Consider the following 14,481-nt stretch of genomic DNA (forward strand, 5'->3'; position numbering starts at 1 on the left):
GCGAACCTGGCGATCGCCCCCGCACGCAGGTAGTCGCCGTAGGAGAAACCGCCGGGCACCACCACGGCGTCGACGCCCTTGAGGTCGGCGTCGGCGTGCCACAGGCTGACCGCCTCGGCACCGACACGCCGCGCCGCCCGGGCGGCGTCGACGTCGTCCAGGGTTCCCGGGAAGGTGATGATGCCGATCCGCGCCGTCACCGGGTCTCCCGGCTGATCGTCCAGTCCTCGATCACGGTGTTGGCCAAGAGCGTCTCCGCGATGTCGGCAAGGACCGAGTCGTCAACGGTTTCGTCGACTTCGAGTTCGAACCTCTTGCCTTGTCTGACTTCTGAGATCCCCGGATGACCGAGTCGGCCCAGCGCGCCGACAATCGCCTGACCCTGCGGGTCGAGAATCTCCGCTTTGGGCATCACATGAACGACTACCCGGGCCACCGGCGCTCCTCCTCAGATTTGTCCCCGCGCCAACTCTACCGGCGAAAGTGCAGCTCGGCCGTCACGGGCACGACGCAATGTAGGCCTCGCACAGGGGGGCGGTCAACGCGTTCAGCACCGGGTCGTCGGGCATGGCGGGCCACGGAACCTGCGGCGGCGCCGACGACCAGAGGGTGAGCTCGGTGATCGTGCTGCTCGACGGGTGGGCAACCAGGTACGTGTGCATGACGATGGGACCGCTGATCACAGCGGCCATCCGGTTCGTCTCGTCGGTCGTGATCGACGGGGACTGCAGCGGTGTCCGCTGTTGGCAGGAGCGCAGCGCGGCGACAGCCGTGCTGAACACCGCAGACGCGAGGGCGCCGCCGCTGGCCGTATCGCCGCGCCAGTGCAGGATCTGCGCCTGCAGCTGCCACTGCCCGTCGGGATGGGCGACGGTGGCGCGCGCCACGACGGCGGAGTCACGGGGGTCCCGCGGCACCGGGGCTGTGGCGCACAGCTCCTCGAATCGGAATCGAGGCCCGGGCGCCACGCCGGTGACCTGCGCCGCCAGCCCCGCCAGCGGGGGCCAGCCGTACACGGAGTCCAGGGGCACGGACCGGCGCTGGATCCAGGCGGAATCTGGGATCTGGTCGCACACGGGCGGGCAGGCCTGCGGCTCGGCATGTGTGGGCACCGCGACGATGAACGCCACCGCGAGGCCACCGACCACCGCCATGGTCGCCAGGATCACCCGCATCGGCACCACTCTCCCGTCAGGGCACAATCGTAAACATGCAACTGACGCATTTCGGCCACTCCTGTCTACTTGCAGAGTTCGACCACACCCGCGTGCTCTTCGATCCCGGGACTTTCGCGCATGGTTTCGAGGGCATATCGGGTTTATCCGCGATCCTGATCACCCATCAGCACCCCGACCACGTCGACGGCGCCCGGCTGCCGGCCCTCCTCGAAGGCAACCCGGGCGCGGCGTTGTATGCCGATCCGCAAACCACCGCCCAACTCGGGGCGCCGTGCCAGGCGGTGCACGTCGGTGACGAACTGCGGATCGGTGAGCTGACCGTGCGCGCCGTCGGCGGCAAACACGCCGTCATACATCCGGAAATCCCTGTCATAGAGAACATTTCGTTCCTGGTGGGCGACAGCGATCATCGGGCCAGGCTGATGCATCCCGGTGATGCGCTGTTCGTGCCCGACGAGCCGGTGGATGTGTTGGCGACCCCGGCGGCCGCGCCGTGGATGAAGATCTCCGAGGCCGTCGACTACCTGCGCGCCGTCGCACCGGCGCGCGCGGTACCCATCCACCAAGGGATCATCGCCCCAGACGCGCGGGGCATCTATTACGGCCGGCTCACCGAGATGACCACCACAGACTTCCAAGTGCTCCCCGAAGAGGACGCGGTCACCTTCTAGCGCTGCCCCGTCGGGCGAGCTAGGCGATATCGTCGCCCACGCCGCGTCCGGCGGCCCGCCCGGAGAAGATGCACCCGCCCAGGAATGTGCCCTCCAAGGCGCGGTAGCCGTGCACGCCGCCCCCGCCGAACCCGGCCACCTCACCCGCGGCGTAGAGGCCGGCCAGCGGCGTTCCGTCGGCCTTCAGCACCCGGCCGGCCAAGTCTGTCTCTATGCCGCCCAATGTCTTTCGCGTCAGGATGTGCAACTTGACCGCGATCATCGGACCCGCCTTGGGGTCGGTCAGCCGGTGCGGGGCGACCACCCGGCCCAGCCGGTCGCCCAGATAGCCGCGGGCGGCGCGGATCGCGGTGATCTGCCCGTCCTTGCTGAACTTGTTAGCCACCTCGCGGTCGCGGGCGGTCACCTCGGCCTCGACGGTGGGGTAGTCCAGCGGCGCGACATCGGGCAGCTTGTTCATCGCGGTTACCAACTCCCGCAACGAGTTCGCGCTGACGAAGTCCACTCCCCGGTCGACGAATGCCTGCACCGGGCCCGGGGGCCCGGAGCGCGCCCGGTTACGTAGCAGCTCACGCAGGCTCTGCCCGGTCAGGTCGGGGTTCTGCTCCTGCCCGGAGAGCGCGAACTCTTTCTCAATGATCTTGGCGTTCAACACGAACCACGTGTAGTCATACCCGGATCTGGTGATGTATTCCAGCGTGCCCAGGGTGTCGAAACCCGGGTACAGCGGTACCGGCAGCCGCTTTCCGGCCGCGTCGAGCCACAGTGACGACGGTCCGGGGATGATGCGAATGCCGTGCAGCGGCCAGATGGCGTCGTAATTGGTGATGCCTTCGGTGTAGTGCCACATGCGGTCCGGGTTGATCACCCGGGCGCCGGCCTGCTGGGAGATGCCGATCATCCTGCCGTCGACGTGGGCAGGCACCCCGCTGAGTAGCTGCTCGGGTATGCGGCCCATGCGCTTGGGCCAATTCTTGCGCACCAGCTCGTGATTGCCGCCGATGCCGCCGCTGGCGACGATCACAGCGAGCGCGCGAAACTCGAATTGCCCCATGGGTGTTCGTGATGACGGCACGCCCCTGGGTGCGGCTGCGGGCTCCAGCACCGTGCCGCGGACCCCGGTCACCGCGCCGCCCTCGACGATCAACTCATCAACCCGGTGGCGGTGCGCGAAGCGCACCGTCGAGCGGTCCCGCAGCTGACGGGCGAAGATTTCGACCAACGCGGGGCCCGTGCCCCAGGTGATGTGGAAGCGGGGCACCGAATTGCCGTGCCCCTGTGCGTCATAGCCGCCACGTTCGGCCCAGCCCACCAGGGGGAAGATCTTCAGTCCCCGGTCTCGCAGCCAACGGCGTTTTTCCCCCGCGGCGAAGTCGACGTAGGCGTGCGCCCATTGGCGTGGCCAGTAGTCCTCGGGCCGATCGAACGCCGCGGTACCGAGCCAGTCTTGTAGGGCGAGTTCGTGGCTGTCGCGAATCCCCAGACGGCGCTGCTCGGGGCTGTCGACGAAGAACAGGCCGCCGAACGACCAGAATGCTTGCCCACCCAGGTTGGCGCTGCTCTCCTGGTCGAGGATCAGCACCCGCAGGCCCCGGTCCACCAGCTCGCAGGCGGCCACCAAGCCCGCGAGTCCCGCCCCGACGATGATGGCGTCGGCGCCGAACCCCCCGGCCGAAGAATCGCTCATGTCCGCCCAGGGTAGTGCCCGCGCCGAGCGGTTTGAGCAAACGCTTCGTCAGGCCGCGTCGAGAATGGCCTTGTCGCGCTGCCAGCGGTACACCGCCGGTGCGCAGCCGTGCATCAGCGACAGGTCGACGGCGTCGACCATGGCCTGCAGGGGCCCGGGCTTGCGCAGGTGGCGGGCGGCCACGGCCACCCGCACGACTCCGCCCCGGCGGGCGATCCGCTCGGCGGACAGCACCACCATCCGGCACCACCACGGTTCGGTGAGAAAGCCTTCCCCGATGCCCAACACGCGGGAGCGCACGGTGGTGTGCCGCACCAGGTCGGTGATCCCGTGCAGATCCGCGAGAAGCCGAAAGCCGTTGTCCGGCAAGGCTTTGACAACGCCCGGGGACACCACCCAGCCGGGCGCCGCGAACAGTCGGGTGCGCAGTCCTAGGTGCTCGAGCACCCGGTCGGCGGCCATCAGCCGCAAGTTGGCCTCATGGGCCCGCAGGATGGCGAATTCACCGCGGCGCTTCTTGGTGGCGGCATCGTCATAGCCGTGCAGCACGATCGCGTCACCACCGGACCTCCGGCCGGTCAGCCATTCGACGGTTCGCGGGTCGCGGTCGAGTCGGTAGTCACCGCTGAGCCGAGGGGCCACCAACAACGACACCGGGACATTGCGGGCATCCATCTGAGCGCAGAACGCCTCAACGTCGTCGAGGGTGCGTTCGCCTATCCCCGAGACCGAGACGATCAATTTTCCAGCCACACCCGCAGTTTGACGATCTCAGGTGTCGGAATGGTGAAGGACACGCAGACGGCAGGCGTATATCGAAACCGCTGGGCCGCTGGTCGCGCGGGATGCGCGCCACCCGAACGGGGTCCCGCGGGCTGACGGCGCTGGAATCGGTTCGATATGCTAAGCAACGCCATGGATCAGGCCCCTTACGTAGCGGCCGACACGCCGCTGCCTTACGACCCCGCCCCGCAGCTGGGCGAGGGCGAGCGGGAGTATCCCGACAAGCTCGACGCCGGCCTGTTGCGGATTTCCGGCGTCTGCATCCTGGCCACGGTCATGGCGATCGTGGACGTCACCGTCGTCAGCGTCGCGCAACGCACCTTCATCGACCAATTCGGGTCTTCCCAGGCCGTCGTCGCGTGGACTATGACCGGCTACACGTTGGCGTTGGCGACGGTCATACCGATCACCGGGTGGGCAGCCGACCGGTTCGGCACCAAACGGCTTTTCCTGGGCTCCGTGCTGGCCTTCACGTTGGGCTCGCTACTGTGTGCGTTGGCAGCAAACATGTTGCAGCTCATTGTTTTTCGGGTGGCCCAGGGGATCGGCGGCGGCATGCTGTTGCCCCTGAGTTTCATGATCTTGACCCGCGAAGCGGGCCCGCGGCGGCTGGGTCGGCTGATGTCGATCCTGAGCATCCCGATGCTGCTCGCGCCGATCGGTGGCCCGATCCTGGGCGGCTGGCTCATCGACACTTCGAGCTGGCGGTGGATCTTCTTGATCAACCTGCCGATCGGACTCGTCACCATCGCGCTCGGGGCGATCATTTTCCCCCGGGACCACCCGTCGCGTTCGGAAACCTTCGACGTCGTCGGGGTGCTGCTGCTGTCACCCGGCCTGGCCACGTTCCTGTTCGCGGTGTCGTCGATCCCGCGATGCGGCACCGTCGCCGACCGCCACGTGCTCATACCGGCCACCATCGGCCTGGCCTTGATCGCCGGGTTCGTCGCGCACGCGTGGCGGCGCGCCGATCATCCCCTCATCGATCTGCGGTTGTTTCGTAACCCGGTGCTCACCCACGCCAACGTGACGATGGTGGTATTCGCCGGCGCCTTCTTCGGGGCCGGCCTGCTGCTGCCGAGTTATTTCCAGCAGGTGCTGCATCAGACGCCGATGCAGGCGGGCCTGCGCATGATCCCCCAGGGACTCGGCGCCATGCTGACCATGCGTCTGACCGGGCCATTGGTGGACCGACGGGGGCCCGGCAAGATCGTGCTGGTCGGTATCGGGCTGATCACCGCCGGTCTGGGCACGTTCGCCGTTGGCGTGGCCAGGCAGGCGGACTACTGGCCCACGCTGCTGATCGGCCTCACAATCATGGGCCTCGGGATGGGCTGCACCATGATGCCGTTGTCTGTCGCCGCGGTGCAGGCGCTCACCCTGCACCAGATCGCCCGGGGCACGACGCTGATGAGCGTCAGCCATCAGGTGGGCGGATCGGTGGGCACGGCTTTGATGTCGATGATCCTGACCAATCAGTTCAATCGGAGCGAGAACATCGTCGCCGCGAACAAACTCGCGGCGTTGCAGCAGCAAGCCGCTGTCAGCGGGGTGCCAGTGAACCAGTCCGCGATACCGCCTCAGGCGCTGAATGCCGGCTTTTGGGACAACGTGGTGCACGACCTTTCCCGCGCCTATACGGCGGTATTTGTGATAGCCGTGGTGTTGGTGGCGTTCACGTTCATTCCGGCGTCTTTTCTGCCAAAAAAGCCGGCGAGCCAAACGGTGGGCCATTAGCAGGCATGACAGCGGCACCCGGGTGCACGTGGCTGGTCGGTTAAAACCCCAGGCAGTAGCCATGGTGCGACGCCATCCCGGGTCCAGTTCACGGGCCTGGGTATGGTGGTGAGCTGATATCGAACCTAGCCCAAACGGCAGATTAAGACGGGGGCCGAAGCAAACGTCTGAAAGGGTCCGCGTGAGGGTACGGGTACAGATATGCTCGGCAACGCCATGCAGAAGGCCGATTCCGTGACGTCCGACCCCCCGGTGCCGCGTGCCGCCACCGGGCAACCAAACGCGGATGAGCGTCAGTATCCCGACAAGTTAGACGCCGCACTCTTCCGTGTCGCGGCCGTCTGTGGGATGGCCACGATCATGGCGCTGCTCGATACCACCGTGGTCAGCGTGGCGCAACGCACCTTCGCCGCACAGTTCGGATCCACCCTCGCGGTCGTGTCGTGGACCATGGCGGGCTACATGCTGGCGTTGGCAACCGTGATTCCCGTCACTGGTTGGGCGGTCGATCGATTCGGCACCAAACGACTCTTCATGGGTGCGGTTTTTGTCTTCACACTGGGCTCCTTGCTGTGCGCGATGGCGCCGAACATCTTGGCGCTCATCGTGTTCCGGGTGATACAGGGGCTCGGCGGCGGTATGCTCATGCCGCTGAGTTCGATGATCCTGACCCGCGAGGCCGGCCCCCAACGACTTGGTCGCCTGATAGCGATCGGTGGGATTCCGCTGGTGCTTGCGCCAATTGGCGCGCCCATCCTGGGCGGCTGGGTGATTGACACCTACGGCTGGGAGTGGATCTTCCTGATCAACCTGCCCATCGGGATCACCACCATTGTCCTTGCGGCGATCCTATTTCCGAGAGATCGTCCTGAGCCGAGCGAAGCACTCGACTTCACAGGCGCGCTGCTGCTGTCGCCGGGGGTTGCGATTTTCCTGTGCGGGGTGTCGTCCATTCCCGGACGCCATACAGTAGCCGACCGCTATGTCCTGATACCGGTGATCATTGGCCTTGCCCTGATTACCGCGTTCGTACTACACGCCTGGTATCGCACCGATCACCCGCTCATCGACTTGAGGTTGTTGAAGAACCGCGTAGTCACGCAGGCCAACCTGACCCTGCTGGTTTTCACCGTCGGCTACGTCGGCGCCGGGCTCACGCTGCCTAGCTACTTCCAGCTGGTAATGAACGAAACCCCGATGCAGTCTGCGATGCGCCTTGTCCCACAGGCGCTGGGAGCCGCGTTGACCATGCCGCTCGCCGGCATCTATGCGGATAAGCGCGGCCCCGGCAAAGTCGTGTTGATAGGCCTTCCGCTGATAGCGGCTGGCCTGGGCATTTTTGCCTATGGAGTGGCCAGGCATGCCGACTACATGCCTACGCTGCTGGTCGGCTTGACGATCATGGGGCTGGGCATCGGCTGCACCACCGCCCCGCTGGGCGCTGCGGTGGTCCAGGCTCTTGCTCCGCAACAGATCGCCCGGGGTACGACCCTGGTCAGCGTCAACCTCGAGGTGAGTAGCTCAATCGGAGCCGCCCTGATGGCGGTCATCGTGACAACCCAGATCAGCCGCAACGACATCATCGCCGGAAAGGCGGCATCGTTGCCGTCAAACGCCGGCGGGCACGGGCCGTCGGCTGATGCCTCGGGAGCAGCGCACCAGGCTCTGCCACCCGACGTCGCGAGCGCTCTGTTGAACAACCTCACGCACGCGTACACGACGGTCTTCGTGCTGGCGGTCGCGCTGGTGGCCTTCACCATCATCCCTGCGGCTTTCCTACCGAAGCGTGCGCCGGTCCGACCGACCGACGACTAGGCCGTCGACCGCCGAACGACATCGGCGTGACGGGACCGCACGACTAGCCTTGGTCGGCGTTGGCGGCGGCCAATAGCCAGGCGTATTGGAAAGCGGTCTCCTGCCACGCCTTGTAGCGACCGCTGACTCCGCCGTGTCCGGCGTTCATCTGCGTCTTCAGCAGGATTGGACTGCCGTTGGCGTTGGCGTGCCGCAGTGCCGCCACCCACTTGGCGGGCTCCACGTAGTAGACCCTGGTGTCGTTCAGGGAAGTCATCGCCAGGATGGCGGGATACCGCTTGGCTTCGACGTTTTCATACGGCGAATAAGACTTCATGTATGAGTAGACGTCCTTGTCCTGCAACGGGTTTCCCCATTCGTCCCACTCGGTGACGGTGAGCGGCAAGGAAGGATCGAGGATGGTGGTGAGCGGGTCGACGAACGGAACCTGCGCGAGAATTCCGGCGAAGAGTTCCGGCGCCAGGTTGGCGACCGCCCCCATCAGCAGGCCGCCCGCGCTGCCACCCAGGGCCACCAGCTGACGCGGCCGGGTGACACCCGTGTCGACCAAATGCCTTGCCACCGCTACGAAGTCGGTAAAAGTGTTTTTCTTCTCCAGCAGCTTGCCATGCTCGTACCACGGGCGGCCCATTTCACCGCCCCCGCGGACGTGGGCGATGGCGAACACCATGCCCCGGTCCAGCAGCGACAGCCGAGCAATGGAAAAGCTGGGGTCGGTGCATATCTCGTAGGCACCGTAGCCGTACAGCAAAGCCGGTGCGGGAAATTCGATACCGGCGCGGTGCACGATGGACACGGGGATGCGGGTGCCGTCGTCGGCGATCGCCCAGTCGCGCCGCTCCACGTAGTCGGCGGTGCGGTAACCGCCGAGCACGGGTTGTTCGCGCAGCAGCGTGCGTTCACCGGTGGCGAAGTCGATGTCGTATACCCGTGCCGGGACGACCAGCGACCCTGCCCTGATCCGCAGCTTGGGCGCACGCCAGTTAGGGTTGCCGGCAAGACCGGCCGACATCAGCTCGGAGTCGAACGAAATCTCCTCAGGTTCGCCGTATTCCCCGCCGGCGGCGATGTCCCACACCTGAAGCCGGGGCAACGCCTCCCGCCGGTAGCTGACCACCAGATGGCCGGCGAAGGCGTCGACGCCGTCGAGCCGCACGTCGTCGCGGTGCGGGATGAGCGTGCGCTGCTGGGCCGGGTCGCTGACCGGCGCCTCGGTCAGGGTGAAGTTGACCGCGTCCTCGTTGTGCAGAATCAGGAACCGGTCTTGGCCGCCGACCACCGCGTGTTCGACCGCGTACTCGATGCCTTCGCGCCGTGGCAGCACCAAGGTGAACGGGGCATGTGGATCCGTGGCGTCCGCGTACCGGTACTCAGAGGTGATCGAGGACCCCGATGCGATGAAGACGTAGGCCTCGCTACGAGTCAGCCCGACGCCGAGCCAAAACCGTTCGTCGGCCTCGTGATACACCAGTTCCGACGGTTCGCCGGAGCCCACGCGGTAGCGCCACACCTTATCGGGGCGGTGGGCCGCATCCAGGGTCAGGTAGTACACCGTGTGGTTGTCTGCCGCCCAGGTCGCGCCCGCCCCGATGTCGGCGATCTCGTCCGGATACAGCTCGCCCGTGCGCAAGTCCTTGAAGCGCAGCGTATAACGTTCGTCGCCGACGGTGTCGACGGAGTACGCCAGGAGGTTCCCGTCCAGGCTGACGGTGGCTGCACCGAGCGCGAAGAATTCGTGGCCCTGCGCCTCGGTGTTCGAGTCGAGCAGGATCTGCTCGCCGGGCACTTCGGTGTTCTCTTCCAGGATCGGCGGATCCCAGTCATCGGGATTGCTTATCGGGCAACGACATTGAACCCGGTATTGCTTCCCCTCAAAGGTACGGGCGTAGTACCACCAGTCCCCCTGCCGAGTCGGGACCGACAGATCGGTCTCCTTGGTACGTGCCTTGATCTCGGCAAAGATCTTCTGCCGCAACGGTTCGAGATCTGCCGTCATCATGTCGACGTACTCGTTTTCCGACTCGAGGTAGGCGATGACTTCGGGGTCGGACTTGTCGCGCAGCCATTCATAAGGATCGATGAAGACGTCCCCGTGATGCTCACGCCGGGTCTGCTGCCGCTTCGCGACAGGCGGCACGGGGGCTGCGGCCGAAATCTCCGTCACGCGCCGATCCAGTCGCCAAAGCTCAAGCCGGAAATCCGTTCATAGGCGTCGATATAACGGCCGCGGGTGGCGTCGATGATTTCGTCGGGCAGCGGTGGTGGCGGTTGCGAGCCGTGGCGGTCCCAGCCCGACTCGGGGCTGGTGAGCCAGTTGCGGACGAACTGCTTGTCGAAGCTCGTCTGCACCACCCCAACCCGGTAGTCCTCGGCCGGCCAGTAGCGTGACGAGTCCGGCGTGAAGATCTCGTCGGCCAGCAGCAGGTTACCGTCGTGGTCGGTGCCGAATTCAAACTTGGTGTCGGCGATGATGATTCCCTTCGTCAGGGCGTGATCGGCAGCCTGCACATAGGTTTGCAGCGTGCGGTCGCGCAACTGGTTGGCGCGGACCCCGCCCACCAAAGCGATCACCCTGTCGAACGAGATGTTCTCGTCGTGGTCGCCCAGCGCGGCCTTTGTGGCCGGGGTGAACAGCGGCTCGGAGAACTTGCTGGCCTCGACCAGGCCGGGTGGCAGCGTGATGCCGCAGACCTTCCCGGTCGCCTGATAGTCCAGCAGTCCGGACCCGGTGAGGTAGCCACGCGCCACGCACTCCACCGGCAGCATCTCCAGCCGCCGCACCACCAGGGCGCGGCCCAGGACGTCCTCGGGGATGCGTGGGTCATCCGGTGGACCGGCCAGGTGGTTGGGCGCGTCGACCAGACCGAAGAAGAAGACGCTCATCGCGGTCAGGATCCGGCCTTTGTCCGGGATCGTGCTGTCGAGGACGTAGTCGTACGCCGAGATCCGGTCGGTCGCGACGAGCAACAGATGTTCCTCGTCGACGGAAAAGATCTCGCGGACCTTTCCGCTGGCCAGGTGCTGGTACTCGGACAGTGCGGGGCGCATCGGGTCAGCCTAACGGGCACCCGAAGGGGGGTCGCGTGTCGGGAGCTGTGCTGGGATCGAGAGTATGACCCCGCGGTTCTTGCCCTACTCCACCCGACCGGGCCGGCTGATGGCCCAACTGCTCAGCGACTTCGCCGTCGTTATGTGGACCGCTATCTGGCTGTTCGTCGGCCTGGCGGTTTACGACGCCGTATCCACCATCGCCGAGGCCGGCCGGCAGGTCGAGAGTGGCGCGCATGGCATCGCCGGAAACCTGGCGTCGGCCGGCCATGGTGCTCAGCACATCCCCTTGGTGGGTGACGCGGTCAGCCAGCCGCTGAACTCCGCCAGCCAGGCCGCGCTTGATCTGGCCGGCGCGGGCCATGACCTGGACTCGACGGCCAGCTGGCTTGCGGTCCTGCTGGCCATGGCCATCGCGGCTGTCCCGATCCTCGTCGCGGACGTGCCGTGGCTTCTCCTGCGGCTGCGGTTCTTTCGACGGAAACTGACGGTCACGGCCCTGGCCGCCACCCCGGCCGGCGAGCAACTCCTTGCCCTGCGGGCGTTGACGAACCGGCCGCCGGGCAAGCTCGCCGCTGTCAGCGCGGATCCGGTCGGTGGGTGGCGACGGGAGGATCCGCTCACCATCCGCGCCCTGGCCGCACTCGAATTACGGGCGGCCGGCATCTCGATTGGCGGCCGATAGCAGCGCGTGGCCGAGCAGCAGCAGCCCGGCCACGACCACAACGAGCCACGCCGCCAGGGCATCCCAGAAGAAGACCAGCGACACCGTCAGCAGCGATCGCTGCCCGATTTCGGCCGCCATGGCGTAGCTGGCCGCGGAATACATGCCCAGCGGGAACACGAATGCCCACCAGACGCCGGCGAACCGCAGCATGTTGGGCCGCCGGCTGATCCGGTGCAGACCGAAGTAGATCAGCGGCGGTATCCATAGGGTGGCCATCGCCCACGTCACGACGGTCACGATACGCACGGGTGCGGCCAGCCAGGTGGGCGCCAGGGAGTGGATGTTGTCGCCGGCCAGGGTCGCAATCGCCATGCCGCCCATCAAGATCCAGGTGTCCGGCTCGAATCCGTCCCGGTCCTGTCGCTCATTGACGACCCGCCACAGGATCAGCCAGGTCATCAGTGCGTAGATGACGATGGCGGCCGCCCAGACAGCCACCGCCACCGCCAGCCACCAGCGCTCACCGGTCTGATAGGCCGCGCGGGCGATCACGATCGCCAATCCTGAGGTCCCCACGCTGCCCAGTTCCCACGCCCCATGGGCATCGTCTCGCAGCGCAACCCACCGGCGCGCGAACATGTTCCGCGCGCTCACGACGACCAGCACCAGCCAGGAGCACAGCCCCACCGCGCCGAGCACCCGCAGCACCCACACGTTGGCCGACAAGCGGGTGTCGATCACCGCGCAAGCGGCGACGAAGGTGAAGAGCCGAAGGGTGACATCGGGGTCACTGAGGTCCCAGCGCAACGTCCGCCGCCTGCCGACAGCCGTTGTGCCCACCACGGCGATCAGAAACACCAGCCCCAGCGAGGCAATGACGCCCAGTGCGTCGCTGATCCAGTTGTAGTTGTGGTTGCGCGCGGCGATCGACAGGATTCCGGTCGCCATCACCGCGGCGAAGACGTCCGGTGTCGGCTCGACACCGGCGCCTCGGACCCTCACCGCTCCTCGAGGAGTTCCACGATCAGGTGCCGGATGCCGGTGTGCCGATTGCTGCGAGCCCATTCGACCGGCCGGACGACCCGCACTGCGCCGAACCGGGAGAACAGCTCCTCGTAGAGCACGCGCAGTTCCAGCCGGGCCAGATTGGCGCCCAGGCAGTAGTGCACGCCTTGACCGAACCCCAAGTGCGGATTGGGCTTTCGGGTGATGTCGAATTCATCGGCGCGATCGAATGCGCCGGGGTCGCGGTTCGCCGAGCCCTCCCAGACCTGGACCTTTTGGCCGGCTTGGATCGACTGGCCGCCGAGCGTGACATCGCGCGTGGCGGTGCGTCGTTTGGACGGCGACGGCGACGTCCACCGCACGATCTCCTCGACGGCGGTCGGCAGCGCGTCGAGATCCGCACGCAGGGCGCGCAATTGCTCCGGGTGACTGGCCAGCGCCAGCAGGCCGCCGGCGACCGCGTTGCGCGTCGTCTCCGCCCCGGCGCTGAACAACAGGCTGAAGAACAGGTAGAGCTCGAGGTCCGAGAGCGACGGCGCGTCCAGGTCGTCGACCGTCGCGTTCGCGACGACCGACAGCATGTCGTCGGTCGGCTCCGCCCGCTTCGCGGCGATCAGCTGCTGACCGTAGTCGTACATCCGCGACCCGGCCTCCTCGACCGACAGCTGAGAAAGGGACGCCTTGCGCGAACCGCCGAAATCGAACTGCGGCTCGATGGCCTCGAACAGCCAATGCCGTTCGGACTCGGGCACTCCCAGCAGAATGCAGATCATCTGCATCGGCAATTCGGCGGCGATGTCGCACAAGATGAACACCCGAAGTTGTGAGCGGGTCAACGGGCTGCAGGTCGTGTTGCGCGGCTACGCCTCGATGGCCGCCGAGCTGGCGGGCGCCCAGTGGAACGAAGGTGACGTGTTCTGCTCGGTGGTGCGCCGGGTTGCGTTGCCGGACAGCTTCTTTGCCATTGACGGACAGATCGAGACCTTCCTGACGGTGCTCGACGAGTTCGGCGCCTACCCGGCGGTGATCGCCCGCGAGCTGGACCGCTACCTGCCGTTCTTGGCCACCACCAAGGTGCTCATCGCCGCGGTCCGCGCCGGCATGGGCCGCGAGGCCGCGCATCACGTGATCCGCGAACATGCGGTCGCGACGGCGCTGGCGATGCGGGAACGCGGCGCGGAGCCCGATCTGCTGGATCGGTTGGCCGCTGACGAGCGGCTGCCGCTGGACCGGGCCGCGCTGGACGCCGCGCTGGCTGACAAGAAGGCGTTCATCGGCGCCGCCGGCGATCAGGTGGACGAGGTCGCCGCGCTGGTGGACGCGTTGGTGAGCCGCTACCCGGACGCCGCCAAATACGCTCCGGGCGCGATCCTGTGACCCTCGCCGGCGCGCTCGCGGGGATCGACTTCACCGATCTGGACAACTTCGCCGACGGATTTCCGCACGACCTGTTCGCCATCCACCGCCGCGAGGCGCCGGTGTATTGGCACGAGCCGACCGACAACACGCCCGACGGCGAGGGCTTCTGGTCCGTCGCCACGTACGCGGAAACCCTTGAGGTGCTGAAGGAACCGACGACATACTCCTCGGTCACCGGCGGCGGGCGCCCGTACGGCGGCACGCTCCTGCAGGATCTGGCGATCGCCGGCCAGGTGCTCAACATGATGGACGACCCGCGCCACTCACAGATTCGGAGACTCGTCAGCTCCGGGCTGACGCCGCGAATGATCCGGCTGGTCGAGGACGATCTGCGGGCGCGGGCGCGCCGCTTGCTCGATGCTGTGGTGCCCGGCGAACCGTTCGACTTCCTGGTCGACATCGCCGCCGAATTGCCGATGCAGATGATCTGCATTCTGCTGGGAGTGCCCGAGTCCGAACGGCATTGGCTGT

General features: G+C 66.6%; 12 protein-coding genes and 3 pseudogenes. 6 read left to right on the plus strand and 9 right to left on the minus strand.

Annotated features, from left to right (window positions below; translation table 11 throughout):
* The 3 genes from A9X05_RS12260 to A9X05_RS12270 form a co-directional block, all read right to left on the minus strand.
* The coding region (locus A9X05_RS12260; protein ID WP_197499040.1) for a phosphoribosylformylglycinamidine synthase subunit PurQ at positions 1-200 on the minus strand (200 nt) is incomplete at its 3' end.
* Positions 197-436 carry a phosphoribosylformylglycinamidine synthase subunit PurS gene (gene purS, locus A9X05_RS12265; protein ID WP_067751830.1) on the minus strand — a complete coding sequence of 80 codons (240 nt, stop codon included), beginning with the start codon at positions 434-436 and terminating at the stop codon, positions 197-199. The genes purS and A9X05_RS12260, both read right to left, overlap by 4 nt.
* 61 nt (positions 437-497) lie before the next feature.
* Complete coding sequence (locus tag A9X05_RS12270; RefSeq protein ID WP_067781646.1) at positions 498-1,175, minus strand: ATPase; 678 nt, start codon at positions 1,173-1,175, stop codon at positions 498-500.
* A gap of 35 nt (positions 1,176-1,210) precedes the next feature.
* Here A9X05_RS12270 and A9X05_RS12275 point away from each other — a divergent pair, with 35 nt between their 5' ends.
* Positions 1,211-1,849, plus strand: coding sequence for an MBL fold metallo-hydrolase (locus A9X05_RS12275; RefSeq protein WP_067781631.1), 639 nt, complete (start codon positions 1,211-1,213; stop codon positions 1,847-1,849).
* 19 nt (positions 1,850-1,868) lie between these two features.
* Here A9X05_RS12275 and A9X05_RS12280 read toward each other — a convergent pair whose 3' ends face one another.
* Positions 1,869-3,536, minus strand: coding sequence for an FAD-binding dehydrogenase (locus A9X05_RS12280; RefSeq protein WP_067781633.1), 1,668 nt, complete (start codon positions 3,534-3,536; stop codon positions 1,869-1,871).
* Positions 3,537-3,584: 48 nt separating this feature from the next.
* Positions 3,585-4,289, minus strand: a complete 705-nt coding sequence (locus A9X05_RS12285; protein ID WP_067751842.1) for a DUF2334 domain-containing protein — start codon at positions 4,287-4,289, stop codon at positions 3,585-3,587.
* A 147-nt stretch (positions 4,290-4,436) separates the two neighbouring features.
* Between A9X05_RS12285 and A9X05_RS12290 the strand changes: the two genes are divergently transcribed.
* Together A9X05_RS12290 and A9X05_RS12295 are read left to right on the plus strand one after the other, a co-directional pair.
* Positions 4,437-6,056, plus strand: coding sequence for a DHA2 family efflux MFS transporter permease subunit (locus A9X05_RS12290; protein ID WP_067751845.1), 1,620 nt, complete (start codon positions 4,437-4,439; stop codon positions 6,054-6,056).
* Between the two features lie 201 nt (positions 6,057-6,257).
* Entirely contained in the window at positions 6,258-7,871 is a 1,614-nt protein-coding gene (locus A9X05_RS12295; protein ID WP_067751848.1) for a DHA2 family efflux MFS transporter permease subunit, read from the plus strand.
* A 43-nt stretch (positions 7,872-7,914) separates the two neighbouring features.
* On the opposite strand, the gene A9X05_RS12300 is transcribed toward A9X05_RS12295, so the two are convergent.
* On the minus strand, positions 7,915-10,035 hold the full coding sequence (locus A9X05_RS12300; RefSeq protein ID WP_067781636.1) for a S9 family peptidase: 2,121 nt from the start codon (positions 10,033-10,035) through the stop codon (positions 7,915-7,917).
* A complete protein-coding gene (locus A9X05_RS12305) occupies positions 10,032-10,919 on the minus strand; it encodes a phosphoribosylaminoimidazolesuccinocarboxamide synthase (protein ID WP_067781639.1) in 888 nt (295 codons plus the stop codon). Before A9X05_RS12305 ends, A9X05_RS12300 begins: the two co-directional genes overlap by 4 nt.
* Before the next feature lie 64 nt (positions 10,920-10,983).
* On the opposite strand from A9X05_RS12305, the gene A9X05_RS12310 reads away from it, so the two are divergent.
* The gene (locus A9X05_RS12310) at positions 10,984-11,604 is read left to right on the plus strand and encodes a hypothetical protein (RefSeq protein WP_067751857.1); all 621 of its coding nucleotides are present in this window, start codon (positions 10,984-10,986) and stop codon (positions 11,602-11,604) included.
* Here A9X05_RS12310 and A9X05_RS12315 read toward each other — a convergent pair.
* Together A9X05_RS12315 and A9X05_RS12320 are read right to left on the minus strand one after the other, a co-directional pair.
* Complete coding sequence (locus tag A9X05_RS12315; protein ID WP_067781643.1) at positions 11,569-12,588, minus strand: tellurite resistance/C4-dicarboxylate transporter family protein; 1,020 nt, start codon at positions 12,586-12,588, stop codon at positions 11,569-11,571. The genes A9X05_RS12310 and A9X05_RS12315 overlap by 36 nt on opposite strands.
* Positions 12,585-13,391: pseudogene (locus A9X05_RS12320) on the minus strand (cytochrome P450); the annotation flags it as partial. The pseudogene A9X05_RS12320 and the gene A9X05_RS12315, both read right to left, overlap by 4 nt.
* Between A9X05_RS12320 and A9X05_RS12325 the strand changes: the two are divergent.
* A pseudogene (locus tag A9X05_RS12325) lies at positions 13,378-13,968 on the plus strand (adenylosuccinate lyase); the annotation flags it as partial. The pseudogenes A9X05_RS12320 and A9X05_RS12325 sit on opposite strands and share 14 nt — an antisense overlap.
* Positions 13,965-14,481 (plus strand): annotated as a pseudogene (locus tag A9X05_RS12330) (cytochrome P450); the annotation flags it as partial. The pseudogenes A9X05_RS12325 and A9X05_RS12330, both read left to right, overlap by 4 nt.

Origin of the sequence: Mycobacterium sp. E3298 (assembly GCF_001666895.1) — a bacterium.
In the GTDB taxonomy this organism is placed as follows: domain Bacteria; phylum Actinomycetota; class Actinomycetes; order Mycobacteriales; family Mycobacteriaceae; genus Mycobacterium.

Coding starts and splice junctions, on each gene's coding strand:
- A9X05_RS12270 (WP_067781646.1), bottom strand. CDS start 1,175: ATGCGGGTGATCCTGGCGACCATGGCGGTGGTCGGTGGCCTCGCGGTG.
- A9X05_RS12295 (WP_067751848.1), top strand. CDS start 6,258: ATGCTCGGCAACGCCATGCAGAAGGCCGATTCCGTGACGTCCGACCCC.
- A9X05_RS12280 (WP_067781633.1), bottom strand. CDS start 3,536: ATGAGCGATTCTTCGGCCGGGGGGTTCGGCGCCGACGCCATCATCGTC.
- A9X05_RS12305 (WP_067781639.1), bottom strand. CDS start 10,919: ATGCGCCCCGCACTGTCCGAGTACCAGCACCTGGCCAGCGGAAAGGTC.
- A9X05_RS12310 (WP_067751857.1), top strand. CDS start 10,984: ATGACCCCGCGGTTCTTGCCCTACTCCACCCGACCGGGCCGGCTGATG.
- A9X05_RS12290 (WP_067751845.1), top strand. CDS start 4,437: ATGCTAAGCAACGCCATGGATCAGGCCCCTTACGTAGCGGCCGACACG.
- A9X05_RS12275 (WP_067781631.1), top strand. CDS start 1,211: ATGCAACTGACGCATTTCGGCCACTCCTGTCTACTTGCAGAGTTCGAC.